Genomic DNA, 26,314 nt, shown 5'->3' with positions numbered 1-26,314 from the left:
CCTGCTGTTGACGGGGTTATATGCCGCCAGACCTTAACAAGCGCTGAAACACGCGCCCCGCAGATTTTTGCAGGGCGCGGGTTCGCGCCGGACAATGATGCGGCCGGTCAGACGAAGGAGCGCACCAGACTGCCGACCAGAAGGTTCCAACCGTCGATCATGACGAAAAACAGGATCTTGAACGGCAACGAAATGACCGAGGGCGGGAGCATCATCATGCCCATCGCCATGATGATGGTCGCAACGATCAGATCGATCACCAAAAACGGCAGCACGACGAGAAAGCCGATCTCGAAGCCGCGTCGGATTTCCGAGATCATGAAGGCCGGGATAAGAACGCGCATGTCGATCGTGCCGTTGACCACCACGTCCTGACCGCGTTCGCGCGCGAGCCCGGTGAAAAGGTCGAGATCCTCGTCGCGCGTGTTCTCCAGCATGAAGTCGCGAAACGGCGCGACGATCTCCGACAGCGCCTGCTCTTCCTGGATATCATTGTTGAGAAGCGGCTGAAGGCCGTTCTGCCAGGCGCGGTCGAAGGTCGGCGCCATGACGTAGAAGGTCATGAACAGCGCCAGCGAAATCAGAATGATGTTGGCGGGTGTCGATTGCAGTCCCAATCCGGTGCGCAGGATCGAAAACACGATGATGAAGCGCGTGAAACTCGTCACCATGATCAACAGACCGGGCGCAATCGCCAGCACGGTGATCAGGCCGAACAGCTGGATGATGTTGGCGCTGGTCAGCCCGCCGATCTCGTCGGGCAGGCCGAATCCGCCCAGCCCCTGCGCAGCGGCCGGCACCGGGACGAGGACAACGAGCATGACCAGCACAAAGGGCGCGATCCGGATCATTCGAGCAACAGCGCCTTGACGAACACGCGCTTGACAATGCCGCCGCTGCGCAGGGCGGCGCGGCTTTCAAGGTCGGTCACCATGTGCTGGAACCCGCTGGGAAGGGCCAGAGATTGCAGCCGCGTGGTGCGCATGTAGGCGAGGAAATCGGCATGAATGGCTTCGATCATCACCGGATCGATGGCTTCCTCCTCGTCGACCGGCTCGATGGCCAACGACAGCTCCATGCGCACCCAAACGTCGGATGGAACGCCGATGTTGGTGGTTATCGGTTCGAGTTCGAGCACTTCGAGCGAGGCAAAGTCGAGGCCGCGCAGCGAGGTTTCGCTGTCCGCGCCGTGGCCATCCTCATCGGCGCCATATCCGTCATCGGAGCCTTGGCCGCCGTCGGCGGCATTGGGAGCTTGCGGCCCGGTCTCCTGGGCGACGGGCGCGTCGGCACCGGCGATCATCGGCGCGAAAAGCGTCTGGCCGACGCCGAACCCGACACCGCCGGCCAGAAGCGCGGCGACAAGAATGAACACCACCGCCATGAGCGGCGATGAGCCCTTCTCCTCCTCTTCCGGTTCGTCGTCGGCGATAGCGTCGGCCACGTTGCTGGTGCCCTAGAACGGTGAAATGCGGTCGATGAACTGCTGGCCGTAAGCCGGCTGCTGGACCTCGGAAATATGTCCCGTGCCGCCGTAGGATATGCGCGCCTCGGAAACGCGGTCATAGGCGATCGTGTTCGACGGATCGATGTCGGACGGCCGCACGATGCCCGCCACGGTCAGAATGCGGACCTCCGCATTGACGCGCACTTCCTGCGTGCCGCGGATGACGAGATGGCCGTTCTGCAGGACGTCCACGACGGTTGCGGCAACGCGCAGATCGATCCGCTCGGATCGCGACGTGGCGCCTTCGCCGGAGAAATCGGTGTCGCCGCCGAAGTTGGCATCGCCGGATGCGGCACCGCTCGTGCCGTTCCAGTTACCGGAAGCGCCCAGGTTCCACGACCGGGACGAGCTGCGCGACCGCTCGGAATCGCTTTGAAGCTGCGCGCGGTCGGCAATGTCGATGAGGACGGTCAGCGTGTCGCCGCGCGTCAGCGCCTTGCGCGCGGTGAAAAGGCTCGCGGTTCGGTCGTCCCAGGTGGAGTATTTGTTGAGCGGCCGGCCGGGATATTTGGATTCGATCATCGATGGCGGCAACTGGTTGTCGATACCCGAGCCGACCGGCGACAGCGCCGGCGGGCTGCCAAGGTCCTTGGTGGCGCTGCAGCCGGCGACCAAAAACACCGCGGCCAAGGCGGCGAACAGGCGCAGACGGGTTCGGGCCATCGTCATCAGCCGTCCCCATCCGGAAGGCCGACATCACCGACGGCGGCCATGATCTGGGTGATCAGCGCGGCGTCCTGCGTGGACATCTCGTTGAGAATGGCCGCCGAGGCGCGGGGCTTGAGTTTGGTCAGCAGCGCGGCCGACAGTTCGGCCGGCAGTTCCTCCATGCGCACGGCCGCAGCGTCCGGCCGCATGTTGGCATAGACCGCGACGAGGCCCTCATTGGCCGCTTCGGCGAACTCCTCGCGCTTTTGCGCCCATAGCTCGTAAGCGGCGCGGCGTTCTTCCAGGATGACGATCTTGGCCTCGATATCGGCGCGCAGCGTTTCCAATTCCTCGCGCTGGATGGCGTAGCGACGCTCGCGCGCATCATCGACAATGTTGGCACAGAAGTTCTGGACGTCTGCCGGCGCCCTGTCCTGGGCGTTGACGGCAACGGGCATGGCCGCCGGCGCCGCAACGGCCCAGACGATGACCAGTGTGCGCACAGCTTTGGCCGGGCGTCTCTTTCTCATGGCGTCCTCATTGCACAACCAGTTCCGCGTTCAGCGCGCCCGCGCTCTTGATCGCCTGCAGGATCGAGATGACATCGCGCGGCTGCACGCCCAGACGGTTCAGCCCCTCGACAAGGCTCTGAAGGTCGACGCCGTCGATCGTGCCGATCTGCGTGCCCTCTTCGTCGACATCGATGAAGGTCGACGGCTCGACCGCCGTCACCCCATCGGAAAAGGGTGCGGGCTGGATGATGGTGGGTGCCTCGGTGATCCGCACGGTCAGCGCGCCATGGCTGACGGCGACGCGCGAGACACGCACATCGGCGCCGATGACGACGGTGCCGGATTTTTCGTCGAGCACCACGCGGGCAGGCTGATCGGTCTGCACGCTCAAATTCTCGATCGCGGCTATAAAACGCGCCGGCGACATGCCGTCGGGCTTGTTGAGCCGTACGGTGCGCGAATCGAGCTCCTTGGCCACCGGCGCGCCAAAGGCCTGCCGCGCATGGGCGTTGATCGCGTCCGTGACGGCGACGGCGGTCGAAAAGTCGGGATTGCGCAGCTGCAGAAGGAAGGCGCCTTCCTGGCTGAAATTGACCGGAACCTCGCGCTCGACGATCGCACCGCCGGCAATGCGGCCGGCAGTCGGCGTGCCCTGGCTCACCGTTTCGGCCTGCCCTTCGGCGGAAAATCCGGCGATCGAGACCGAGCCTTGTGCAACCGCATAGATCTGCCCGTCGGCCCCCAGCAGCGGCGTCATCACCAACTGCCCGCCGCCCAGCGAAGTGGCGTCGCCCAGCGATGAGACGGTGACATCGATCCGTGCGCCTGAGGTGGCGAACGCCGGCAGGTTGGCGGTGACCATCACGGCGGCAATGTTCTTGAGCCGCGCCCTGCCCTCGGCCGTGGCGACGCCGAGCGTATCAAGCATGGAGCGCATCGACTGTTCGGTGAACGGCGCGTTGCGCAGGCTGTCGCCGGTCCCCTGAAGGCCGACCACAAGTCCATAGCCGATCAGCTGGTTGTCGCGCGATCCCTGGAGGATGGCGATGTCCTTGATACGCGATGTCGCCGCCGCATCGACCGCCGCCACGACGACGAGACACAGGGCGCAGACCAGCGTGCGGATCATCAGCACACCTCGGCAAGTGATGGCGAGCGCACGATGGCGCAGACCGAGCGGCCATTATGCGCATTGCGCACGCGGATCGTCTCGCCGATCGTGCCGTCCTGCAGCGCGATCGCCTTCATGACGATGGAAAGGGGGCCTTCCTGAAGGCTGACGGAAATCAGTTCGCCCTGCTTGATCGCGAACGGGGCGCGCAGCATGTCGGGTGCGATGGCGCGGCCGGGCAAGAGGGTTCGCGTGGCGACCATGCCGGCCAGTTGCGCCCGTGTGCGCACGACCGGGTAGTCGTCGGGGATGGCGCGCGTGTGCTGGCGCACGGCGACATTGTCCATGCCGATGGTCTGACCGGGATAGACGATGCGCTCGACAACCGCATAGTCGAACGATGCATCAGCGGCGGCACCGGGAAGCGCCACCGCCTGCAGAAAAAATGCCAGTGCTGCGATCAAGCCAGCCGGTCGCACGTTTCATCACCTCAAGCCGTTGGAGACGGTCGACATCATCTGGTCGGCGGCCTGAATGACCTTGGAGTTCATCTCGTATCCGCGCTGGGCGGCGATCAGTTCAGTGATCTCGCGCACCGCATCGACATTGGATTGCTCCAGATAACCCTGACGCACAGTCGCGAAGCCGGGATCGCCCGGCACGCCGACGACGGCGGCGCCGGAGGCCTCGGTCTCGGCGTAGAGATTGCCGCCCAGCGGCTTGAGGCCGGCATTGTTGGAGAAGGTGGCAAGCGTGATCTGACCGAGCTCCTGCAACTGGAGCTGATCGGCGATGCGCGCATAGACCTGGCCGCTCTCATTGACGACGATCTCGACGGCGTTTTCCGGAACGACGATCTCGGGCTCGACGGTGTAACCATCGACCGTGACCATCTGGCCCTCGGCGTTGGTGTTGAACGCGCCGGCGCGCGTGTAGTGGGTGACGCCGCCGGCGCCCTCGATCTGGAAGAAGCCCTCGCCTGTCAGCGCCAGGTCGAGCTTGTTGTTGGTCGAATTCAAAGCACCCTGCAGGTGGATTTCGCGGATCGCGGCGGTGCGCACGCCAAGACCGATATGGCTGCCTTCGGGCACGATGTTCTCGTTGGCCCGGTTCGGCACGCCGGCCACCCGCTCGACCTGGTAGAGAAGATCGGAAAACTCCGCCCGCGCCCGCTTGAAGCCGGTCGTGTTCACATTGGCGATGTTGTTGGCAATGACCTCGAGATTGGTCTGCTGCGCGTTCATGCCGGTGGCGGCGATGGCAAGGGCTTTCATACGCGATACTCCTCAGATGGCCATGCGGGTCATGTCGAGATAGGCGGTGACGATCTTGTCGCGGATGGCGACGGCGGCCTGCAGGCTGCGCTCGGCCTCCATGACCGCGTCGGTAACCGCGCGCGTGTCCATCTTGCCGTTGATGCCGGCCATCGCGGCGCTGTCAGCGGTCTTGACCGAATTGACGGTCGCGGCGATCTGATCGCGCAGGATGTCGCCGAACGATCCGGCGCCGGCGATTTCGATGGTTTCGGCGCCGGAAGCCTGCCGGGCCAGTTCGGTGCGGACGGAACCGGCACCGGCGACCGCTTGAAGCTGCTCGATCATCAGCGCGCCCTCATCAGGTCGATGGTCATGGAAATCAGTTCACGTGCCTGTTTGAGCACCTGAAGATTGGCCTGGTAGCTGCGATTGGCCTCGCGCATGTCGGCCATTTCGACGATCGGATTGACATTCGGCAGCTTCACATAGCCGTCCGGGTCCGCGGCCGGGTGGGACGGGTCGAATTTCTGGACGAACGCAGCCTTGTCCGTGTCGATGTCCTTGATGCCGACAAGGGCGGCCTGCGTGGCCCGGTCGACCGTGCTCTGGAAGGCGATCGTCTTGCGGGCATAGGGATCGGCGCCGGGCGTGTCGCCGGTCGAATTGGCGTTGGCGATGTTTTCGGACACGACGCGCAGGCGCGACGATTCCGCATGAAGGCCGGAGCCCGCCACCTTCAGCGCTGTCGTCAACGGATCCATGCGGCTACCCCTTCGAGACCATCAGCGTCATGCGGTGAAAGGCCGAGACGATGGCCGTGTTGAGCTCCATGCCGGCACGGACCTGGCCGGATTTGGCCAGCTCGGTCTCAAGCACCACGGGACCGCCGACGGTCCGCATTTCCGCGCCGGGCGGGGCACCGGGATCGTCCGCACCCCTGCGAACGCCGACATGGGTTCCATGGGTCGCCTCAAGGCGGACCTGGGCGAACTTGATCTGATCCTCGAAGGGCGTGACGTCCTTGGCCTGATAGGAAGAGACGTTGGCGTTGGCGATGTTGCTGGCCACGGCAGCCTGCCGCACCGACAGCCAGTCGGCCTGACGCGAAGCGAGATCGAACAGTTGCACTGGTGTCATCATGACATCCTTTCACCATTGGTGAGGATATCGGTGCTGACTTGCGCGTGGCTTGCGATCTGCTGGTCAGTCCAGCCGGACTTCGGTGTCGTCGTCGGGAACGATCTGCGCGTGCGGGCCGCGCCCGACAATGGCGGAGACGCGCCGGCCGTCGGGCAAAAGCGTGCCGGGCCGGACAATATAGATGCCGTCCTGGTCGGCGATCAGCGCGAGGCCGCGCCCGGCATCGAGAAGCGTGTAGCTGTGGGCGGCCGCACCCCCGCTCGAAGGCACGCTGGCGGTGGTGATCGGATCGACACCGGGCGGCAGCTGCCGGGGCTCGGCTTCCTCTTCGCCCGTGTCGAGCGGAATCGCCGCCGTCGTGAACGGATCGACGCCATCGGGGTCGTCAAGCGGGCGCGGCGGCGGGTCGCCGACATAGGTCTCGGCGACCATGTCGAACAATGGCGCCCTGCCCTCTTGCAGCGCGACGACGTCGGCGGGCACTTCGCCGCTGCGCGAGAACTGGAATTCGGGCGGGCCGTAGCGCGCCTGATTGAGATAGACGTCCCAAGGCAGATAGGCCGACAGGGCCGCCAGCGACAGCGCGCCAGCCCAGAAGGCGAAGTCGCCGGCCCTGGCCTTGCGCAGCGTTCGCCATGTGCGGCGCAAAGGACCTCGCCGGCGGGGCTTACGATCGGCTGGCTTCATTGCGCATCACCTCAGCAAGTTCGGCAAACGGATCGGTCGACAGCGGATCGGACGGCGTCTGGTTCAACGCCTTGTAGAGTTGGGGCACGGTGGTAACAGCTTGATCGAGCTGCGGATCGTTGCCCGGCTTCCAGCCGCCCAGAAGCCGCAGATCGCGGGTTTCCTCAAAGCGCGCCATCATCGCCCGGAGACCGGCAACCAGCTCGGCCTCCTGCGGTTTCCAGACGCGGGCCGCCAGCCGCGAGATCGATGCGAGCGCGTTGACCGGCGGGTAGCGGCCGCCGTCGGCGATCGCCCGTTCCAAAACCAGATGCCCGTCCAGAATGCCGCGCACCGTGTCGGCGATGGGATCATTGTGGTCATCGCCATCGATCAGAACCGTTACGATCGCGGTGATCGAGCCGCCATTGTCGCCGCCCGGCCCGGCCCGTTCGAGCAGCATCGGCAGTTCGGAAAAGACGGTCGCCGGGTAGCCGCGCTGCACCGGCGGCTGGCCTGCGGAAATCCCCGTCTCGCGCAGCGCGTGAGCGAAGCGGGTGACGGAATCGAGCAGGAACAGGACGCGCTTGCCCTGGTCGCGCAGCGCCTCGGCGAACCGCATCGCCAGCGGCGCGGCGCGGCGTCGCATGATCGCGCTTTCATCGCCGGTCGCGACGACGATCAGCGATTTCGCCATCGTCTCCTCACCCAGCGTGTCCTCGACGAATTCGCGCACCTCGCGCGACCGTTCGCCGACCAGCGCGACGACCACGGCGTCGAATTCGCCGCCGCGCGCCAGCATCGACAAAAGCGTGGACTTGCCGACGCCGCTGCCGGCAAAGATGCCGAACCGCTGACCGATGCAAAGCGGCGTGAACAGGTCGATGACCCGGATGCCGGTGCTGAAGGGTTCGGTGACGCGCGCGCGGCCGAGCGCGCCGAACGGCACGAAGGGCGCCGCGGCCCGTCCGGACGGCAACGGCCCGCGCCGGTCGACCGGCTCGCCGAGCGCGTTGACGACGCGGCCGAGCCAGCCCGCATCGGGCACCGGCGCCACATCGCCGGCATGCAGCGCGACATCGCCGACCGAGAGCCGGTCGAGCGGGGTAACGGGCGCAACGACGAATTCGCCCGCCTCGATGTGCAGGATTTCGCCCAGCGCGCGGCGGGCGGCCGGACCGAAGCGGACGATGTCGCCGATGCAGGCCGTGCGCGGCAGGCCTTCGACCACCACGGCGTCGGGCCTGACGGCGGTGACGATGCCGCCATGCGCCACCAGCGCGTCTTGGTCCGGCAAGGCCTTGAGCCCGGCGACCAGCGTGTCGAGATCGACGGGAGCGCGATCAGCGGTGGAATGCATCGATCAGCTTTTTCATGGAGTCTTCGGTGTCGCGGATCATCGCATTGGCGTTCTCGAAGCTGCGCTGCACCATGATCAGCTGCGTCAGTTCCTCGACCGGATCGACATTGGACTGCTCGACATAGCCCTGGACGATGGTCACATCGGGCGCATCGACGACGGGCTGGGGATCGCCCTCGACCAGAATGCCGGAATAGCCATGGCGGACGAAGTCCGCGCCGGGCTGATAGGCGAACACGCCCAGGGCGCCGACCTGATTGCCGTCCTGGCGGATGAAGCCGTCGGCGCCGACATCGAGACGGCCTCCGTCCGGATTGACCTCGAGCGGCGCGCCGCCGGGATCGAGCACGGCGTGGCCGGCCAGCGAGACGACGGCACCGTCGCCACGGACCGTGAAACGTCCGTCGCGGGTGACGGCGATGCCTGCGGGGGTTTCCAGCGCGAACCAGGCATCGCCATTGATGGCGAAATCAAGCGGCGAACCGGTCTTTTCGAGAGCGCCCGACCCGGTGTTGGCGAATTCGGCCCCGTCGGAGGCATAGGCCACCGTGTTGACGCCCTCGATGACCCGCTGGCGCGCTATCAGATCCTCGAACTTCACCTCGGCGGCGCGGAAGCCGACCGTGCGCGTGTTGGCGATGTTGGATGCGATCGTCGTCAGGCGCTTTTCCAGCGCCAACTGGGCGGACAGGCCAACCGTCAAGCCATCATTCATCGCACTGCTCCTATCGCCTCAGTTGCGCGATCTGCAGCATCAGGTCGGCCGAGATGCCCATCGGACTGGCCGGCATCAGCAGCTGTGCCGGCGAACCGGGCGGAATGCCGCCCTGGGTCCCGCCATTCTGGACCTGCCAGAGATTGGCGAAACGCTCGACCAGCTCGTCGAGCTTTTCGGGATCCTTGAGATCGGACAGCGGCAGCCGGTCGGCCATCATGGCGGCCTGCTTGTCGATGTCGATGGCCGCCGTTTCCTGGGGAATGCTGAGGGCGGTGCGCACCACCTGACTCAGGGCCGGGTCGGCCAGAATGTCGAAATAGGAACTGATCTGCGGCGCCTTGCGCTGGAAGTAGAGCGCGAGCCGGACGCCCTGGTCGGTTTCGCCCGCTTCGGTCTCGAGCGTCTGGACGAGATATTTGTCGATCACACCCTGCTGCGCCTTGGTGAAGATCGTCGCCGTCTCGCCGTGCCGGGCAAAGTCGAACGTGTCGGCGAAATCGCGATAGCGGGGATCGGCCAGCGTGTTGGCAAAAGCGTCGTCCGCGTCGCGCCCCTCCTTGAGAACCTTGAGCATGAAGGCCTTGGCGTAGGCCATGTCCTCAAGCCCGTGCGCTTTCATGGCAAAGTTGAACAGCCGCGTGTCGCCGACGAGCTGTTCGGGCGTTTTGATCGTCCCGATCGTCTCGTTGTAGTAGTCGACCTCGCGCTGGATATCGGCGCGCGATTCCAGCCGCTCGATGCTGGCACCCATGTCGCGCGTGATCAGATTGAGCGAAACCAGCGTTGTATTCATGCCCGCACCTTGCCCATGACTGGCGCAGGCTAACGCAGACTTCTTGCGCGAACCTTTCCGCTCGCGCCCGCGCGCGTGCCATCTGGAGGCGCGCCGCCAGCACAGGTTCATGCAAGGTTTGCGGCTTAGCTTTTGGTTAACCTCAAGAGGAGTTCCCCGTGGGCATCATCATCGGTCTGGTTGTAACCTTCGGCTGCGTGCTGGGCGGCTACATGGCCATGGGCGGCTACGTCAAAGTGCTCTGGCAGCCCTTCGAGGTGGTCATCATCGTCGGCGCGGCAGTCGGCATCTTCATCGTCGCCAACACGATGTCGTCGATCAAGGACACCGGCAAGGCGATCATGGAAGCGCTGACCAACAAGGTGCCTGGAAGCGACGATTATCTGGAACTGCTCGGGCTGCTCCACCGGCTGATGCGCGAATTGAAGACCAAGCCGCGCAACGAGGTCGAGGGGCATATCGACAATCCGGAGGAATCAGACATATTTGCCGAGTACCCGGCGGTTCTCGAGCGGGAGGATCTGACCAATTTCATCTGCGACTATGTGCGGCTGATCATTGTCGGAAATGCGCGCCCACACGAGGTTGAAGCATTGATGGAAGAGGAAATCGCGACCATCAAGGGCGACAAGCTCAAGCCTTACCAGGCCCTGCAGAATTCGTCGGACGGACTGCCTGCGATCGGCATCGTCGCGGCGATCCTGGGCGTGATCAAGGCGATGGGCGCCATCGACCAGAGCCCGGAGATCCTCGGCGGACTGATCGCGGCGGCGCTCGTCGGCAGCTTTCTGGGCATCTTCCTTGCCTATGCGGTGGTCGGGCCGATTGCGACCAAGGTCAAGGGCGTGCGCGAAAAGGGCATCCGGCTCTACTATGTCGCCAAGCAGACGCTGATCGCATACATGAACGGCTCGATGCCGCAGGTGGCGCTGGAGTTCGGCCGCAAGACGATTTCGGCCTACTACCGGCCTTCGCTGGAGGAGGTCGAGGAAGAGGCCGGGCGCGCCAATGAGGCCCAGGCGGCGTGAGTACGCTCGCGCACAGATATGATCTGGCGCCGGAGGACCGCGACGTTGCCGACCGCATCTTGCGCAAGCGCGTCAGCGAAGACGGGCTGAAGAACGTCATCAAGCGCCTGGGAACGGCGTTCCAGGCGCACATGACGGCGCGCATGCAGACGCTGTCGCCCGATCTGGTGATGGCGTTCGAGACGATGAGCGACCCGTCGCGGCCCGGCAAGCCCCCCGCCGGAAACGCCGAAACCGCCGGCTTCACATTCTACTATCCCGAGGAACGGTGCCGGCTGGCCCTGCATCTGGACCGGCAGGCGGCCGGCCTCGTCAACGGCGCGCTTCTGGGCTGCGACCCGGAAGCGGACATGCCGCCATCGGCAGGAGAGATTTCGCAGCTTGAGATCGGCGTTCTGCATTCGCTGGCGGTCGCCGCCGGGCAGACGCGGCAGACCGACCGGCCGCTGCTCGGGTTCGGACGGGTCGACATCTATCGCGGCGACGATCCCGCATTGATCGACGAGACAGGCGACGCGGTTGCGACGCTGTCCTTTTCGATCACGTTCGGCGTCAACCGTGCATGGTGCTGGCTGGACGTGCCGCACCGGCTTCTGATCGACCTTTCGGCCACGCTTGCCGCCGACGAAGCGCGCGCGGCGCACGCGAACCAGCGCCACGAGTTCAAGGTGCCCGATTTCGATCTCGCCGTGGAGGTGATCCTGCCGCTGGCGGAAATGACGCTGGCCGAGGTTGCGCGGCTCAAGCCGGGCGATGTGATAGAAAGCGCGCCCGCCGCCGGCGGAGATGCCGTCCTGCGTGCCAAGGGCCGCGATCTGTTCACGACGCAGATCGGCCGGGTCGGCCACGCCAACGCCGTGCGCATCCAGGGGCCGATCGCGCCGATCGCCGCCGCCCTGCGCGCGCATGCCCACCAACACACGATCAAAGGGGGTCAATGACATGGCCGATGCCGCCGAAGAAGAACATATCGCGTTCGTCGAGGCCGAAGACGAAACGAAGCTGGACCCGGACGACGCGCTCGAAAAGGCGATCAACGACCTGCAGGACGTGGTCGACAAGGACAATGAGGCAACGACCGCGGGCCTTTCGCGCACGCTGCGTGAGATCCCGCTCGAGGTGCAGGCCGTCATCGGTCGCGCCGAACTGTCCGTTGCCGAACTGAACGCCCTTCAGAAGGGTACGACCATCCCGCTCGACAGCCGGGTCGGCGATCCCATCGACATCTTCGTCAACGGGGTCAAGGTCGCCACCGGACAGATGCAGGTGTCCGAGGAAGAGCCGGACCGGTTCGCCTTCAAGGTCACCAACGTGTTTGCCTGACTTGACCGGGGCTTAGCAGATCATGCAGCAGCGTTACACATTGTCCACGTCGCAGAAGGCGGCCGCCGTGCTGATCGCGATGGGCAAGCCGCGTGCCAAGCAATTGCTGAAATACTTCAAGGGCGATGAACTGCGCCGCATGATCGATGCGGGCCACACGCTCAAGAACCTGCCGCAGACCGACGTCGATGCGCTGGTCAGCGAGTTCGAGGCGGCATTCGTCGAGGGATCGGGCATCATCGACAGCCGCGACGCGATCAACGCGATCATGGACGATTCGCTGCCCGAGGACGAACCGGAGGCGCCCGGCGAGCCCGCCAAGCCGGCGGAGCCGAAAAAGTCGCCCTGGGAGTTGATCGCCACGGTCGACGATGAGGTGCTCGTCGGCCGGCTGGCCAGCGAACCGCCGCAGCTCGTCGCCGCGCTGATGGCGCAACTTCCTCCGGCCAAGGCGGCCGGCGTTCTCGAATCGATGCCCGACGAACGGCAGACGCCCATCGTGACGGCGATGATGACCGCGCGTGACATACCGGGCGAACGGCTGGCCCATGTCGGTCACGCGCTGGTCAAGGACTTCAAGCTGGATGCCAAGGGGAATGCAGGCGGCAGCGACGAAGCACCCATGCGGGTCGCCGAGATCATGAACGCGATGCAGAAGGATGCCAGCGAGACACTGATGAAGAAGGTGCGGGAATCGATCGATCCCAAGAAGCTGGCCGCGCTGGAATCGCGGCTGTTCCGGTTCGACGACCTGGTGCTGCTGGAAGCCGGCGCCCGTACGCTGGTGGTCGACGGACTGCCGAGCGACCTACTTGTGCGCGCATTGCGCGGTGCCGATGGTGACCTCAAGGAGGCCGTTCTGTCCTCGATCAGCCAGCGGGCGCGCAAGATGATCGAATCCGAACTGTCGGGCGGCGGGCAGGACACGCCGGCGGCGATCGAGGATGCGCGCAAGTCGATCGCCCAACTCGCCATGAAGCTGGCCTCCGAGGGCCGCATCGCGCTGCCCAAGCGCGACTGACGGCATGGTGACCGGCCATGGCCGATGAGGACGACAAGGACAGCAAAACCGAGGAACCGACCGAGAAGAAGAAGCAGGATGCCATCGAAAAGGGGCAGACTGCCTTCTCCAAGGAACTGCCGGTCCTGTTCACGCTGACCGCGATCACCGCGATCATCGGCTTTGCGTCAAACGCGCTGACGGCGAACCTGAAGACCCAGCTCGAGATCCTGCTCGACCGGGCCGGCCAGTATTCCCTGGCGACCACCGCCGACACGATGACCGTCATGACCCGCTACTTCGAGGTCACCATGGTCATTCTGGCGCCGGTGCTGCTCGGGCTCGCCTTTGCGGGTCTCGCCGGATCGTTCGCGCAGAACCCGCCGCGCATCGTCTTCAAGCGCATCAAGCCCGAACTGTCGCGCATTTCGCTGAAGAAGGGCTTCGAGCGCATGTTCGGCGCCAAGGGCTGGGCCGAATTCTTCAAGGTGCTGGCCAAGATTGCCTTTACCGGCGGCTGTGTGGTGGCCTTTGCCGGCGGAATCATGCCGGTGCTCGCAGAAGGGCCGATCACCAGTTCCGAGATCTTTCTGGCGCAGGTGGCACGCATCCTGTTCGGGCTTTTGTTCACCATGGTTCTGGCCATGGCCGTGATCGCGGTGGCCGACCTTTTGTGGACCAACCGCGAATGGCTCAAGGATCTGCGCATGTCGCACAAGGAGATCCGCGACGAGCACAAGCAGGCCGAGGGTGACCCGCTGATGAAGGCGCGCATGCAGTCGGTCGCGCGCGAGCGGGCACGCAAGCGGATGATGGGCGCGGTCCCGAACGCGACGCTGGTGCTGACGAACCCGACCCACTACGCGATCGCGCTGCGCTACAACCCGCCGACCGACCCCGCGCCGGTCGTGGTGGCCAAGGGCCAGGACCTGATCGCCCAGCGCATCAAGGAAATCGCCGCCGAGAACGAGGTGATGGTGCACGAAAACCCGCCGCTGACGCGGGCCATGTACAAGGCGGTCGGCATCGATCAGACGATCCCGCCGGAATTCTTCGAGGCGGTGGCCGAGATCATCGTCTACCTGAACAAGAAGAAGGCGTGACGGCGATGCTGACCGACCCGCATCACATGGCGCTGGAACAGGTATTGGCCAGGCACCTGCGGCCGCTTCTGGACGAGTTGCGGCTGACCGACCTGGCGACTTTTGCCGACCATGTGATCAATGGCCGCGAGGCAAACATGGCCGAGATCGTTGCCGCGGCGGCGGAACTGCATTTCGCGCCCGGCTTCATTCACTACGACCGGGACAGCGGCCTGTCGCTGGACTGGGGGGAACGCCCGAGCGTATCGCTCGGGGTGAGCATTGCCGCTGCGCGCTTTGAAGCCCGCGTCCGGCTGATCATCCGCGACGATCACGCGGCGATCGAACTCCAGCATCTGGGTTCGGGCGCCCCTGCCGTGCGTCTGCACAAGGCCAGCCGGGCGACGATGGAGCGCGCGTTCCATTGCAACAGCTTCTCGCCCGGTCATACGCCGGGGCCGCCCCCTGCCCTTTCGTGATCGGGCAGACACGTCGCGCTACTGCTTGATCACCACGCCGCGCACCCCACCGGGGTCTTCCTGGAACGTACCGATCAGTTCCTCGCGCCCGTCTTCGTTGACGTGGAACTTGCCGACCGCCTTGACCTTCTTGTAGCGCCCATCGGCGGTCGCGATGCGCAGAACGAAATGAAATCCGGATTTGCGCGCCACGACGTCTTCGAGGCAATCGACCACCAGACCGCGGTCATCCGGGTGATAGGCGTCGATCGCCATCTTCACGTTGACGGGGCCGTCCCGGTAGGGGATCTCGTGGATCTCGTAGATGTCGCGGGTCCAGTAGACCAGTCCGGTATCCAGATCCATGCGCCACAGACCGAACGGCTCGAACTGGGCCAGCACTTCGAGGATCGTCGATCCGTCGACGGTCACGTGCTCCATGGGCTGTGCCGGTCGCGGACCGTCATGAACGGCAAATTGCAGCGGTTGGTCCATTTGTCTCCTCCCCCTGGCCCGTCAGTCCAGATAACCCGCGCGCATGGCCTTGTAGACGGCATGGGCACGATTGGTGGCGCCCAGTTTCTGGCATGCGGCCGTCAGATAATGGTTCACCGTGTGCTCGGACAGCTTCAGGATGATGGCGATCTCCGCGCTCGTCTTGCCCGACGCCGTCCACATCAGGCACTCGCCTTCGCGTTGGCTGAGCTTTTGCGTCTTCTGCGGTTTGGAACCCTTGTCCAACTCCAGCAGGCGCTCGTAGATCAAATTTGCGGCGAAGTTCAGCTCGGCCATTTCGGCCTCGCCCGGCGGCGGTCGGTCGCCGGAAAAGCCGACGGCACCCCGCTTGCCGCCAGGTTCCTGGACGCTGAAATGCACGCCCTCATACATGCCGAACGAACAGAACATGTCCTGGATTTCGCGGGGATGGCCCTTGATCGAATGGCGGGCACCGGCTCGGTTGGACCAGACGACGGGCTTGGTGCTTGCCCGCAACGCACCGAAAATCGGGCTGTCCTTGAGCAATTCCAACTCGTCGTAACGCCGCAGAAGCTCCTCGGGCCAGTTGGTCAAGACGGCAAGCGGCGCAAGCTTTTCGTCCTTCGCCGACGGCAGCGGGGCAATCGCGAAGAACTTGAAATCGTGTTCGGCGGCGACTTCACGGACCAGGCGCAACAGGTCGTAGGTCGTCGTGCACAGCGCAACCCGTTCGCGGTAGCTGTTTCTGGTATCGTCGAGCGTTGGCGTTGCGGAGCGTGGCATTGCAATTTTCGAATCAGGTTGAGCGCGCGCTCAAAACGTCGTGGGTGATGGATGGCAGCGCGCTGTCGATGATGTCCCAAGGGCAGTTGTTCAGCCGTCTCGGATGCACATCGCGGACCGCCGGCATATGTGGCTAATCGATCTGATATGCAAGGGCATGTGCTGTGTGCGACATGCCCGAGTGTCGTTTTTGACATTGCCGAACTCCTGCGTGGGAGCTGCCGGATGGCCGTGCCAGAATAAAACTGCTTGCGGTTCCAATGGCAAAAACCTAACTTGTACAAAGCGGTTCGGCGCACGATGAATGTGCCGCTTCCGCAACAGAGAATTGCCGACGCGTCGCAATTGCCGCCGCCGAGGTTTGTTCGGAAACCGCTTCGCTGTTTCCCGCTTCATGCTTGAAGCGCATGTCACGGTTCGCCCGAAGGCGGACCCCGTTTGGTAAATTGCTGACCGCCATGTCGTTGAGACATTCGACATTTTCGCACCGCCCGCCCGTTACGGGGCACATCGCCCCGGCGCGGCGTGAGGCGGAGCGCCAGCGGACGGCCACTAACAGAAATCCGGGCAAAGGGCGCACGGTCGGCGAATGCCGTTCCGTCCCTGCACCGCGTGCACTGCCAACCTCGGCCGACCCCGAAAGGGCGTGCCGGCTTGCCGCTCCGCCCGGCGGATACAAAACTTATGTCAAACAGAATGATCATCGATTCCTCCCACCCGGAGGAAACACGCGCAGTCGTCGTCAAAGGTAACCGCCTCGAAGAATTCGACTTCGAATCCCAGCACAAGAAACAAATACGCGGCAACATCTATCTGGCGAAGGTGACGCGCGTCGAACCCTCGCTGCAGGCCGCGTTCGTCGATTATGGCGGCAACCGCCACGGCTTTCTCGCCTTTTCGGAAATCCATCCCGACTACTACCAAATTCCGCTCGCCGACCGGCAGGCCCTGCTCGACGAAGAAGCCGCGCAGGCCGAAACCGATTTCGACGACGATGAGGACGATGGCGACAATGGACGCGGCCGCAAGGGCCGCCGGCGCCGCGGCCGGGGGCGTCGAAACGGGAAGTCCCAACGCCGCGAGACACAGGTGCCGGACGCCGAGCCGGTTGCGATGGACGACATCCTCGCCGCACTCGACGACGAGGATGAGGATGAGGATGGCGGCGATGCGCGGGCCGCACGCGCAGACAATGGCGATACCGTCTCGGAAGATGCCGCGGCCTCCGATGACGGCGATGACGAGGACAGCGATTTCGAGGATGTCGGCGAAGACGATGCGCTCGAGGAGAGCCGCCCGCGCCGACGTCCCTCGCGACGCCAGTACAAGATCCAGGAAGTGATCAAGCGGCGCCAGGTGATTCTGGTGCAGGTCGTCAAGGAAGAGCGCGGCAACAAGGGCGCGGCGCTGACCACCTATCTGTCGCTGGCCGGCCGCTATTCCGTGCTGATGCCGAACACGGCGCGCGGCGGCGGCATTTCGCGCAAGATCACCACCGTGTCCGACCGCAAGCGGCTGAAGGACCTTGTCCGCAAGCTCGATGTGCCCAAGGGCATGGGCGTCATCCTGCGCACGGCGGGTGCCAACCGCACCCAGGCCGAGATCGAGCGCGACTACGACTATCTGATGCGGCTCTGGGACAATGTGCGCGACTTGACGCTGTCGTCGAGCGCACCCTCGCTGGTCTACGAGGAAGGCAGCCTGATCAAGCGGTCGATCCGCGATCTCTACAACAAGGACATCGACGAGATCATCGTCGCCGGCGAAGACGGCTATCGTGAAGCCAAGGACTTCATGAAGATGCTGATGCCGAGCCAGGCAAAGGCGGTCAAGCCGTGGCGCGAAACCGCGCCGATCCTGGCGCGCACGGGCATCGAAGCGCAGCTCGACAAGCTGATCCAGCCGCAGGTGACGCTCAAGTCGGGCGGCTACATCATCATCAACCAGACCGAGGCGCTGGTCGCCATCGACGTCAACTCCGGCAAGTCGACCCGCGAGCACTCGATCGAGGAGACCGCGCTCGCCACGAACCTGGAAGCGGCCGAGGAAGTGGCGCGGCAGCTGCGCCTGCGCGACCTTGCCGGCCTGATCGTCATCGACTTCATCGACATGGACGAGAACCGCAACAACCGGGCGGTGGAAAAGAAACTCAAGGATTGCCTCAAGCACGACCGGGCCCGCATCCAGGTCGGCCGCATCTCGCATTTCGGCCTTCTGGAGATGAGCCGCCAGCGGATGCGCGCCTCGGTTCTGGAAAGCACGATGTCGGTGTGCCCGGCCTGCAACGGCACCGGCTATGTGCGCTCGCCGCAATCGGTGGCGCTGCATGTGATCCGGTCGCTGGAAGAGCATCTTTTGAAAAACTCCAAGCACCATGTGACGGTGCGGACCCAGGCGGCGACGGCGCTCTACGTTCTCAACAACAAGCGCGACACGCTGGTCGAGATGGAAGGCCGGTTCGGCGTCAAGATCACCATCGAGATGGACGATGACATCGGCGCGGAGATGTTCGCCATCGAAAAGGGCGCGATTTCCGATCTGCCGAAGATCGAAAGCCCGGCCATCGGCATCGGTCTTGACGAAGACGACGATGAGGACGCGGTTGCAGCGGTCGACGTCGAGGTCGAGACCACGGACGAAGAAGACGAGGACCGTCCGCGCCGCAAGCGACGGCGCGGCCGTCGCGGACGCGACAAGGACGGTGAGGACGACGGTGCCGAAAGCCGTGCGGACGCCGCCGACGACGGCGAGGATGACGACGAGCAATCGGGCGGGCGGCGGCGCAAGCGGCGGTCCAGGGGCCGCCGCGGCGGTCGCAACCGGCGCGACCGCGGCCCGCGCATTCCGGATGCCGAACCGGTCGGGCCGCTGGCCGACCTGATCGCTGCCGAAGCGCATAGCAAGACCGAAGAACAGGCAAGTGCCGAAGCGCGTCAGGACACCGACACGGAATCCGATGCGCCGGAAACATCACAGGAAAGCGTACCGGTCGCCGAGCAGGCTGGCGAGCCAACACAGGCCGCCGATGTCGTCGAAGCCGTCGACAGCGCCCCGGAGGGCAGCTCGGTCACTGCCGAGGATGTGCCGGCGCCGGCCAATGACGACGCCGACGGCGATGCGGCATCGGGGAGCGAAGCGGAAGAAACGCCTGCGCGCAAGCGGGCGACAGCCGCCAATCTCAATCTCGATGTGGAACCGGTCGTCGTATCCGAAACGGACAAGTCGGACGACGAAAAGCCCAAGCGGGCCGGATGGTGGGCGCGCGGCAAGAGCTTCTTCTGATCGCGGGCCTGCGCTTCCGATTCCGAAAACCGCGCCAACCCACTGGTTGAGCGCGGTTTTTCCTTCCTGGACGGTCCTATCGGCGATCTAGAGCCAGGCCTCGATCCGGTCCAGCGCCTCGGCAATCGCTTCGGTCGGGCCGGCGTAGGAAAACCGCATGTGCCGCTCGCCCTCGAACAGGTCGAAGTCGGCGCCAGGTGTCGCCGCCACGTGGATTTCAGCAAGCATGCGGCGCGCGAAATCCATTGAATCGTTGGTGTGCCGCGAGACGTCGCACCAGGCATAGAACGCCCCGTCCGGCTGCGCGGCAAAGCCGATGCCCATCTTCGGCAATCGCTCCAGCAACAGCTTGCGGTTGGCCTCATAGCCCTGCTTGATCGCTTCGTAATCGTCAGTGCACGCAAAGGCCCGTGCCGCGGCGATCTGCGACAGGTCAGGCGCGCATATGTAAAGGCTCTGGGCCAGCCGCTCGACCGGGCGCACAAGCGCTTCGGGCAGCACCATCCAGCCGATGCGCCAGCCCGTCATGCAGTAATATTTGGAGAACGAGTTGATGACGACCGCATCGTCGCCGAAGGCGAGCGCGGTGACATCGTCGCCGGTGTAGCGAAGCCGGTGATAGATCTCGTCGGAGATGAAGGCGATGCCGGCATCGCGGCACGCTTCGACGATCCCGCCCAGCGCATCGCGTTGGATCACCGCGCCGGTGGGGTTGGCAGGACTGGCCAGCAGCAGCACGTCGATCGGTTTTTCCGCATGGGCGGCAAGCAGCGCATCGAGATCGAAATCGCCATCCTTCATCGGCAGTTCGACCGCTTCGAGCGACAGCGCCTTGATGATGTTGCGATAGGCGGGATAGCCGGGCGAGGCTATGGCGACACGGCCGCCCGGCTCCGACAGCGCGAGAAAGGCCAGCGAGAAGCCCGCCGAAGAGCCGGTGGTGACGGCGATCCGGCTTGCCGGGACGGCGATGCCGTACTGGTCGCGATAATGGTCCGAAATGGCCTGACGGGTTTCGAGCCGGCCCAGCGCGTCCGTGTAGCCCAAACGCGCCGTAATGGCCGCGTTCGCGGCGGCCCTGCGCACCGCTTCGGGCGCCTGCGCGCCCGGCTGGCCCACCGCCAGAGACAGGACCGGCTTGCCTTCGGCCGCCAGACGGTTGGCTTCGGCCAGCACGTCCATGGCGTAAAAGGGGGCGACCGTGCCGCGCTGCGATATCCGGATCATGGGTGCACCGAACCTTGATGCGGGCTATTGAAATTCACGTGAACCGCCATGTTTTCGCTGTTATTGATGCGCAAACGGCGGTACCGCCGGTAGGGCATTTGTCCGCTCCGCGCAATCGAAAACGGAAAGTGGGACACCTTGGCCGGTCGTCTTGCCACAGCGCTGATCGCCTTGTGCTTCGCTTTGGCGGGCGTTTTGCCGGCGCATGCGCAATCGGGAAGCGTGCCGATCGTGCGCGATGCCGAGATCGAAGCGCTGCTCGCCGATTATGCCGAACCGATCCTTCGGGTTGCCGGCGTCAAGCGCAGCCGCACCGACATCGTTCTGGTCAACCAGCGCTCGTTCAACGCGTTCGTTTCCGGCCGCAAGATCTTCATCAATATCGGCGCCATCGTGCAGGCCGAGACACCCAACGAGATCATCGGCGTCATCGCCCATGAGGTCGGACACCTGGCCGGCGGCCATCAGGACCGCCTGCGTCAGCAGATCGACCGGGCGCAGACCATTGCCGCCGTCACCGCCGTGCTCGGCGTCGGCGCGGCAATCGCCGGCGGCCTGTCGGGCAATCGCGATGCGGTGGGCGCCGGCGGCGGCATCGCGATGGGCGGCGCGGAGGCGGCGCAGCGCGGCCTTCTGTCATACCGGCGCACCGAGGAACTGGCCGCCGACCGGGCAGCGGTCGACTATCTGAACAGGACCGGGCAGTCGTCGAAGGGGCTCCTGACCACGTTCGACCGCTTCGAGCGCGAACTGAGCCTTGCCGGCCGGCAGATCAACCCCTACCGGATCAGCCATCCCCTGCCCCGCGAGCGCCGCGTGGCCCTGGAAACGATCGCCAAGGAGAGCCCGCATTTCAACAAGACCGACAGCGCCGCCCTGCAGCGCCGTCACGACCGGGCACGCGCCAAAATCCTCGCCTACAGCTACGGGCCCGGCGCGGTGGAAAGCCGTTTCCGCGACAATCCGGGATCGCAGGCGGCGCGATACGGCAAGGCGCTGTCGACCTTCCTGAACGGATCGCCGCGTGCCGCCGTCCCGATCATCGACCAGCTGATCGCCGAAAGCCCGAACGATCCCTACTTCCATGAGGCCAGAGGCGAAATCCTGCTGCGCGCCCAGGATGCGCAGGGCGCGGTCGATTCGTTCGGCCGCGCGGTGCGGCTCGCCGGCGGCAACGCGCCAACCATGCAGGTGGCGCTCGGCCATGCGCTGGTGCTGGCCGGCGGCGAGGCCAATCTGCGGCGCGCCATCGGCGAACTGGAAGTGGCGATCACGCTCGATCCGGCCAATCCGCGCGCCTACCAGCACCTGGCGATGGCCTATGGCCGGCTCGGCGCGACCGGCGAGGCGGAACTGGCCACCGCGGAAGCCAACTTCCACGCCGGACGCTATGAGGAGGCGCGCCGGTTTGCCGCGCGCGCCAAAAGACGCTTTAACGAAGGCGCACCGCAATGGCTGCGTGCCGATGACATTCACCGTTTCCGCCTGCCGCGCTGAACCCCGGCGCGGCACGCCAACCCAAGGTTTTCCAATGCCCCGATTTGCCGTTCAAGCCATCGCCGCTCTTGCCCTGTGCGTGGCCCTGCCCCTCACACCGGCGTGGGCGCAAAGCTTCGATGAGGCACAGCGCACCGAGATCGGCGAAATCGTGCGCGATTATCTGCTCGCCAATCCCGAGGTGATGATCGAGGTTCAGGAAGCGCTGGAAGCGCAGCGAACCGCCGAGGAGGACCAGCGGCGCAAGGATGTGATCGCGTCGGCGGCCGACGATCTGTTTCGCCATCCCGCGGACCCGGTGCTCGGCAACCCCGATGGCGATGTCACAATCGTCGAGTTCTTCGACTATAATTGCGGCTTCTGCCGGCGTGCGATGGAAGACATGAACGCGCTGATCGAAACCGATCCGAACCTGCGTTTCGTGCTGAAGGAATTCCCGATCCTGGGCGAGGATTCGCAGGCCGCCCACATGGTCGCGCTGGCCTTCAACCGGCTGATGCCGCAAAGCTATGCCGCGTTCCACGAGCAGCTCATGAATGTCGACGGCCGCGCCAACGAAGAGGCGGCGGTGCGGATCGCCGTCGCGCTCGGCGCCGACGAGGCGGCGCTGCGCCGGGAAATGGCCAACCCGCAAAACGCGCGCTCGGTGGAGACCACCTATCTTCTGGCCGAGGCGCTGGGCATCACCGGAACACCGTCTTATGTCATCGGCGACCAGATGGTTCCCGGCGCGCTCGGCGAACGGACGCTGCGCGACACGATCGCCAGTGTCCGCGATGCAACGAACTGACCCGCCAGGCCGCCGATCGCGCGAGAAACGTGTGGTTTTCGGCGTCTCCGACCTTTCGCCGCCGGCCCGGGGCTTGCCGTGGGTTGCGCCCGCGACTAGTCAGTCCTGACGGCAATCGGGGCTGACGGCGCCATGGGCAAACATGTTCTGATCCTTCACGGACCCAATCTGAACCTGCTCGGCAAGCGGGAACCGGAGGTCTATGGCGACCAGACGCTCGACGATCTGAACGCGCAGTGCGAGCGCCTCGGCGCGGAACTTGGGCTGGAAATCTCGCACTTTCAGTCCAATCACGAGGGCGCGCTTGTCGACAAGGTGCAGGAAGCGGGGCTGGCCGGCATCTCGATCGTCTTCAACCCCGGCGCATACACGCACTCTTCGATCGCCCTGCGCGACGCAATCGCCGGATCGAACGCCGAGGTGATCGAGGTGCACATTTCCAACATTCATGCGCGCGAGCGTTTCCGGCACCGGTCCATGCTGTCGGCGGTCTGCAGGGGCACGATCGTCGGGCTGGGCACCGATGGCTATCTGCTGGCGATCCGCGCCCTTGCGGAGACGCCGGACGGCGCTTAAGCGGTACTTTCGACACGCGCGGGCACACGCGCACGGGGCACAAGAGGACAACATGTCTGACAAGAAAACAGCCTTTGACAAGCAATTGGTCAACGATCTGGCGCAAATCCTGAACGAGACCGACCTGACCGAAATCGAGGTCGAACAGGGCGACATGCGCATCCGCGTCAGCCGCGAGCCTGCGCCGCAGGCTTTCGCCCATGCTGCGATGCCGGCTCCGGCGGCCGCAGCGCCTGCCCACCCCGCCGCGACGCCTTCGGTCACGCCGGAACCCGCGGCGGCGCCGGCGGCCAGCCATGAAAACGCGGTGCCCGCGCCGATGGTCGGAACGGCCTATCTGGCGCCCGCGCCCGAATCCGATCCGTTCGTCAAGGTGGGCGCCAATGTCACCGAGGGCGAAACGCTGCTGATCATCGAGGCGATGAAGGTGATGAACCAGATCGCCGCGCCGCGCACCGGCACGGTGACGGACATTCTGATCGAAGATGGCGAACCGGTCGAATTCGGCCAGCCGCTTCTGGTCATCCAGTAAGCGCGGGCGAAACCCATGTTCAACAAGGTCCTGATCGCCAACCGCGGAGAGATCGCGCTGCGCATCCTGCGTGCCTGCAAGGAGCTCGGCATTCCGACCGTCGCGGTCCACTCGACGGCCGACGAAACCGCCATGCATGTGCGTCTCGCCGACGAGAGCGTGTGCATCGGACCGCCCCCGTCGCGCGACAGCTATCTCAACATCCACCAGATCGTCGCCGCCTGCGAAATCACCGGCGCGGACGCCGTGCATCCGGGTTACGGGTTCCTGTCGGAAAACGCCAAGTTCGCCGAAATCCTCGAAGCGCACAACATTACCTTCATCGGCCCGACCGCACACCACATCTCGATCATGGGCGACAAGATCGAGGCCAAGCGCACGGCAGCCAAGTTCGGCATTCCCGTGGTGCCGGGCTCGGACGGCGGCGTGACGGAAATTGCCGAGGCCAAGCGCATTGCGGCCGAGATCGGGTATCCGGTGATCATCAAGGCGGCGGCCGGCGGCGGCGGGCGCGGCATGAAGGTCGCCTGGTCGGAGGCCGAACTTTCGGTGGCTCTGGACACGGCGCGGACCGAGGCGGGAGCCGCCTTCGGCAGCGATGCGGTCTATATCGAGAAATATCTCGACAAGCCGCGCCATATCGAGGTGCAGATCGTCGGCGACGGAGACGGCAAGGCCATCCATCTGGGCGAGCGGGACTGTTCGCTGCAGCGCCGCCACCAGAAGGTGTGGGAGGAAGCGACCTCGCCGGCGCTGAACGCCGAGGCGCGCGACCGGATCGGCATGATCTGCGCCAATGCGGTGGCGGAGATGGGCTACCGCGGCGCGGGCACAGTCGAGTTCCTCTACGAGGACGGCGAATTCTACTTCATCGAGATGAACACGCGGCTGCAGGTCGAGCATCCGGTGACCGAGGCGATCACCGGCATCGATCTGGTCCACGAACAGATGCGCGTCGCCTCCGGCGCAGGCCTATCGGCGACACAGGAGCAGATCAGCTTCAACGGACATGCCATCGAATGCCGTATCAACGCCGAAGATCCGCGGACCTTCATGCCCTCGCCGGGCACGATAAGCCATTACCATACGCCGGGCGGCCTGGGCGTGCGCGTCGATTCGGGCGTTTATGCCGGCTATGCGATCCCTCCCTATTATGACAGTCTGATCGGCAAGCTGATCGTGCATGGGCGCAACCGCGTCGAATGCATGATGCGGCTGCGGCGCGCGCTGGGCGAGTTCGTCATCGACGGGATTTCGTCGACGCTGCCGCTGTTTCAGGACCTGGTGGAAAACCCGGACATCGCCAATGGCGACTATGACATCCACTGGCTGGAAAAATATCTCGCCCGGCAGGCGGAAGACACCTGACGCGTGCGCGCTACCCCGCCTCCAATCGGCCGACGGCGGATCCGATGATCGGGCGTGACGGCAATGGCGAGGGCCGTATCACGCCGCAGGTGCTGCTGAAAGCCTATTCGGTCGGGCTGTTTCCGATGGCCGAGGACGCCGGCGATCCGACGCTCTACTGGGTCGAGCCGGAGATGCGCGGCATCATTCCGCTCGACCGGTTTCATGTGCCGAGGAGCCTTGCCAAGACCGTCCGGCAGGCGCGCTATCATGTCACCTTCAACGCCGCCTTCGGCCCGGTGATCCGCGCCTGCGCGGAGCCGGCGCCCGGACGCCGCAAGACGTGGATCAACGCAACGATCCTGTCGCTCTATACGGACCTGCACAGGCTCGGCCACGCCCATTCGGTGGAAGCGTGGGACGACGACCAGCTCGTCGGCGGTCTCTACGGCGTATCCCTGGGCCGGGCCTTTTTCGGCGAGAGCATGTTCTCGCGCCGCCCGGATGCCTCGAAGATCTGCCTCGTGCATCTGGTCGAACGCCTGAAGGAGCGCGGCTTTGCGCTGCTGGACACGCAGTTCACCACCGATCATCTCAGGCGTTTCGGAGCGGTGGATGTGCCGCGCGCCGAATATGAGCATATGCTTGCGGAGGCGCTCGTCGGCACCGCCAGGTTCGATTGAACCGCGCTGAAATGGCTCAGGACTGCGGCGGCGGAACGTCCGATTCGGCCTTGCAGCTCTTCAGCCACACATCATAGACCGCGTGTTCTATGGCGTTCAGGCCGGGGCTGTCGGCGAACATCCAGCCCGAGAAGATGCGGCGGATCTTCCGGTCGAGCGTGATCTCATCGACCTCGACAAATGTGGACGAACCGGGCGGCGCATTCTGGGCGCGCGAATAGCACACGCGCGGCGTGATCTGCAGCGCGCCGAACTGCACCGTCTCGTCGATGTAGACGTCGAACGTGATGATGCGGCCGGTGATCTTGTCGATGCCGGAAAACTCGGCGACCGGATTGGCCGTCTTGGCCGCCGGTTCACCGGCCTGCTGGGCAGCGGCAGACGTGGCGAGCATGCCCAGCATCAGTGCCGGCACAAGCCGCTTCAATCCCGATCGGACCGGTCCCCGGCGATTCATCGATGCGCTTCTCTTCATGGCACGCGGGCTAACCGCCGCTTATGGCCAAAACAGGGTCAAT

General features: G+C 64.9%; 31 protein-coding genes. 13 read left to right on the top strand and 18 right to left on the bottom strand.

Going from position 1 to position 26,314, the window contains the following annotated elements; translation table 11 throughout:
• Positions 1-107 precede the first annotated feature (107 nt).
• From fliP to DEM25_RS12325, 14 genes are all read right to left on the bottom strand, one after another.
• Complete coding sequence (gene fliP / locus DEM25_RS12390) at positions 108-851, bottom strand: flagellar type III secretion system pore protein FliP (RefSeq protein WP_109766046.1); 744 nt, start codon at positions 849-851, stop codon at positions 108-110.
• Positions 848-1,444, bottom strand: a complete 597-nt coding sequence (locus DEM25_RS12385) for a flagellar basal body-associated FliL family protein (protein WP_109766045.1) — start codon at positions 1,442-1,444, stop codon at positions 848-850. The genes fliP and DEM25_RS12385 overlap by 4 nt, the downstream gene beginning before the upstream one ends.
• Before the next feature lie 12 nt (positions 1,445-1,456).
• Complete coding sequence (locus DEM25_RS12380; RefSeq protein WP_245412894.1) at positions 1,457-2,176, bottom strand: flagellar basal body L-ring protein FlgH; 720 nt, start codon at positions 2,174-2,176, stop codon at positions 1,457-1,459.
• A complete protein-coding gene (locus tag DEM25_RS12375) occupies positions 2,176-2,685 on the bottom strand; it encodes a MotE family protein (protein WP_147393318.1) in 510 nt (169 codons plus the stop codon). The genes DEM25_RS12380 and DEM25_RS12375 overlap by 1 nt, the downstream gene beginning before the upstream one ends.
• Positions 2,686-2,692: 7 nt before the next feature.
• Positions 2,693-3,796, bottom strand: a complete 1,104-nt coding sequence (locus tag DEM25_RS12370; RefSeq protein WP_109766185.1) for a flagellar basal body P-ring protein FlgI — start codon at positions 3,794-3,796, stop codon at positions 2,693-2,695.
• Entirely contained in the window at positions 3,796-4,242 is a 447-nt protein-coding gene (gene flgA, locus DEM25_RS12365) for a flagellar basal body P-ring formation chaperone FlgA (protein ID WP_158585257.1), read from the bottom strand. Before flgA ends, DEM25_RS12370 begins: the two co-directional genes overlap by 1 nt.
• A gap of 21 nt (positions 4,243-4,263) precedes the next feature.
• A complete protein-coding gene (gene flgG, locus DEM25_RS12360; protein WP_109766042.1) occupies positions 4,264-5,052 on the bottom strand; it encodes a flagellar basal-body rod protein FlgG in 789 nt (262 codons plus the stop codon).
• 12 nt (positions 5,053-5,064) lie between these two features.
• Positions 5,065-5,379: a flagellar hook-basal body complex protein FliE gene (fliE, locus tag DEM25_RS12355; RefSeq protein WP_109766041.1), complete on the bottom strand. Its 315-nt coding sequence runs from the start codon at positions 5,377-5,379 to the stop codon at positions 5,065-5,067.
• A complete protein-coding gene (gene flgC, locus DEM25_RS12350; RefSeq protein ID WP_109766040.1) occupies positions 5,379-5,795 on the bottom strand; it encodes a flagellar basal body rod protein FlgC in 417 nt (138 codons plus the stop codon). The genes fliE and flgC overlap by 1 nt, the downstream gene beginning before the upstream one ends.
• A gap of 4 nt (positions 5,796-5,799) precedes the next feature.
• Positions 5,800-6,171: a flagellar basal body protein gene (locus DEM25_RS12345; RefSeq protein ID WP_109766184.1), complete on the bottom strand. Its 372-nt coding sequence runs from the start codon at positions 6,169-6,171 to the stop codon at positions 5,800-5,802.
• 66 nt (positions 6,172-6,237) lie between these two features.
• Complete coding sequence (locus DEM25_RS12340) at positions 6,238-6,822, bottom strand: hypothetical protein (RefSeq protein ID WP_109766039.1); 585 nt, start codon at positions 6,820-6,822, stop codon at positions 6,238-6,240.
• A gap of 19 nt (positions 6,823-6,841) precedes the next feature.
• The gene (locus tag DEM25_RS12335) at positions 6,842-8,200 is read right to left on the bottom strand and encodes a FliI/YscN family ATPase (protein WP_109766038.1); all 1,359 of its coding nucleotides are present in this window, start codon (positions 8,198-8,200) and stop codon (positions 6,842-6,844) included.
• The gene (flgF, locus tag DEM25_RS12330; RefSeq protein WP_109766037.1) at positions 8,184-8,915 is read right to left on the bottom strand and encodes a flagellar basal-body rod protein FlgF; all 732 of its coding nucleotides are present in this window, start codon (positions 8,913-8,915) and stop codon (positions 8,184-8,186) included. The genes DEM25_RS12335 and flgF overlap by 17 nt, the downstream gene beginning before the upstream one ends.
• A 10-nt stretch (positions 8,916-8,925) precedes the next feature.
• Positions 8,926-9,711: a DUF1217 domain-containing protein gene (locus tag DEM25_RS12325; RefSeq protein ID WP_109766183.1), complete on the bottom strand. Its 786-nt coding sequence runs from the start codon at positions 9,709-9,711 to the stop codon at positions 8,926-8,928.
• A 158-nt stretch (positions 9,712-9,869) separates the two neighbouring features.
• On the opposite strand from DEM25_RS12325, the gene motA reads away from it, so the two are divergent.
• Genes motA through DEM25_RS12295 form a run of 6 tightly spaced genes read left to right on the top strand, consistent with a single transcriptional unit; the run spans position 9,870 to position 14,623 of the window.
• Positions 9,870-10,739, top strand: coding sequence for a flagellar motor stator protein MotA (gene motA / locus DEM25_RS12320; protein WP_109766036.1), 870 nt, complete (start codon positions 9,870-9,872; stop codon positions 10,737-10,739).
• A complete protein-coding gene (locus DEM25_RS12315; protein WP_109766035.1) occupies positions 10,736-11,680 on the top strand; it encodes a FliM/FliN family flagellar motor C-terminal domain-containing protein in 945 nt (314 codons plus the stop codon). Before motA ends, DEM25_RS12315 begins: the two co-directional genes overlap by 4 nt.
• 1 nt (position 11,681) lies before the next feature.
• Positions 11,682-12,062: a FliM/FliN family flagellar motor C-terminal domain-containing protein gene (locus DEM25_RS12310; RefSeq protein WP_158585256.1), complete on the top strand. Its 381-nt coding sequence runs from the start codon at positions 11,682-11,684 to the stop codon at positions 12,060-12,062.
• Between the two features lie 22 nt (positions 12,063-12,084).
• Positions 12,085-13,083, top strand: coding sequence for a FliG C-terminal domain-containing protein (locus DEM25_RS12305; protein WP_109766033.1), 999 nt, complete (start codon positions 12,085-12,087; stop codon positions 13,081-13,083).
• 17 nt (positions 13,084-13,100) lie between these two features.
• Complete coding sequence (locus tag DEM25_RS12300; RefSeq protein ID WP_109766032.1) at positions 13,101-14,165, top strand: EscU/YscU/HrcU family type III secretion system export apparatus switch protein; 1,065 nt, start codon at positions 13,101-13,103, stop codon at positions 14,163-14,165.
• 5 nt (positions 14,166-14,170) lie between these two features.
• Positions 14,171-14,623 (top strand): BspJ family T4SS effector nucleomodulin, encoded by a 453-nt coding sequence (locus tag DEM25_RS12295; RefSeq protein WP_120222731.1) that lies wholly within the window; start codon positions 14,171-14,173, stop codon positions 14,621-14,623.
• Positions 14,624-14,641: 18 nt separating this feature from the next.
• Here the strand turns inward: DEM25_RS12295 and DEM25_RS12290 are convergent, their stop codons facing one another.
• Both DEM25_RS12290 and DEM25_RS12285 read right to left on the bottom strand, forming a co-directional pair.
• Positions 14,642-15,097 carry a PAS domain-containing protein gene (locus DEM25_RS12290; protein WP_109766030.1) on the bottom strand — a complete coding sequence of 152 codons (456 nt, stop codon included), beginning with the start codon at positions 15,095-15,097 and terminating at the stop codon, positions 14,642-14,644.
• Positions 15,098-15,118: 21 nt separating this feature from the next.
• On the bottom strand, positions 15,119-15,862 hold the full coding sequence (locus DEM25_RS12285; protein ID WP_109766029.1) for a helix-turn-helix transcriptional regulator: 744 nt from the start codon (positions 15,860-15,862) through the stop codon (positions 15,119-15,121).
• A gap of 684 nt (positions 15,863-16,546) precedes the next feature.
• Here DEM25_RS12285 and DEM25_RS12280 point away from each other — a divergent pair.
• Positions 16,547-19,144 carry an Rne/Rng family ribonuclease gene (locus DEM25_RS12280; protein WP_109766027.1) on the top strand — a complete coding sequence of 866 codons (2,598 nt, stop codon included), beginning with the start codon at positions 16,547-16,549 and terminating at the stop codon, positions 19,142-19,144.
• Positions 19,145-19,231: 87 nt separating this feature from the next.
• On the opposite strand, the gene DEM25_RS12275 is transcribed toward DEM25_RS12280, so the two are convergent.
• Positions 19,232-20,371, bottom strand: coding sequence for a pyridoxal phosphate-dependent aminotransferase (locus DEM25_RS12275; protein ID WP_196780367.1), 1,140 nt, complete (start codon positions 20,369-20,371; stop codon positions 19,232-19,234).
• Positions 20,372-20,509: 138 nt separating this feature from the next.
• Between DEM25_RS12275 and DEM25_RS12270 the strand changes: the two genes are divergently transcribed.
• The 6 genes from DEM25_RS12270 (at position 20,510) to aat (ending at position 25,796) form a co-directional block, all read left to right on the top strand.
• Positions 20,510-21,868 carry a M48 family metalloprotease gene (locus tag DEM25_RS12270; protein ID WP_245412893.1) on the top strand — a complete coding sequence of 453 codons (1,359 nt, stop codon included), beginning with the start codon at positions 20,510-20,512 and terminating at the stop codon, positions 21,866-21,868.
• 34 nt (positions 21,869-21,902) lie between these two features.
• Positions 21,903-22,658, top strand: coding sequence for a DsbA family protein (locus tag DEM25_RS12265; protein WP_109766025.1), 756 nt, complete (start codon positions 21,903-21,905; stop codon positions 22,656-22,658).
• A gap of 132 nt (positions 22,659-22,790) precedes the next feature.
• The gene (gene aroQ, locus DEM25_RS12260; protein ID WP_109766024.1) at positions 22,791-23,234 is read left to right on the top strand and encodes a type II 3-dehydroquinate dehydratase; all 444 of its coding nucleotides are present in this window, start codon (positions 22,791-22,793) and stop codon (positions 23,232-23,234) included.
• 52 nt (positions 23,235-23,286) lie between these two features.
• The gene (gene accB, locus DEM25_RS12255) at positions 23,287-23,766 is read left to right on the top strand and encodes an acetyl-CoA carboxylase biotin carboxyl carrier protein (RefSeq protein WP_109766023.1); all 480 of its coding nucleotides are present in this window, start codon (positions 23,287-23,289) and stop codon (positions 23,764-23,766) included.
• Between the two features lie 15 nt (positions 23,767-23,781).
• Positions 23,782-25,134 (top strand): acetyl-CoA carboxylase biotin carboxylase subunit, encoded by a 1,353-nt coding sequence (gene accC / locus DEM25_RS12250; protein WP_109766022.1) that lies wholly within the window; start codon positions 23,782-23,784, stop codon positions 25,132-25,134.
• 44 nt (positions 25,135-25,178) lie between these two features.
• Positions 25,179-25,796 carry a leucyl/phenylalanyl-tRNA--protein transferase gene (gene aat, locus DEM25_RS12245; protein WP_109766021.1) on the top strand — a complete coding sequence of 206 codons (618 nt, stop codon included), beginning with the start codon at positions 25,179-25,181 and terminating at the stop codon, positions 25,794-25,796.
• A gap of 16 nt (positions 25,797-25,812) precedes the next feature.
• On the opposite strand, the gene DEM25_RS12240 is transcribed toward aat, so the two are convergent.
• Complete coding sequence (locus tag DEM25_RS12240) at positions 25,813-26,190, bottom strand: DUF2155 domain-containing protein (RefSeq protein WP_245412906.1); 378 nt, start codon at positions 26,188-26,190, stop codon at positions 25,813-25,815.
• Positions 26,191-26,314: the final 124 nt, after the last annotated feature.

Origin of the sequence: Oceaniradius stylonematis, from assembly GCF_003149475.2 — a bacterium.
In the GTDB taxonomy this organism is placed as follows: domain Bacteria; phylum Pseudomonadota; class Alphaproteobacteria; order Rhizobiales; family Rhizobiaceae; genus Roseitalea; species Roseitalea stylonematis.
The sequence above is the reverse complement of the archived record's forward strand: the minus strand, read 5'-3'. Positions and strand labels throughout refer to the sequence as shown.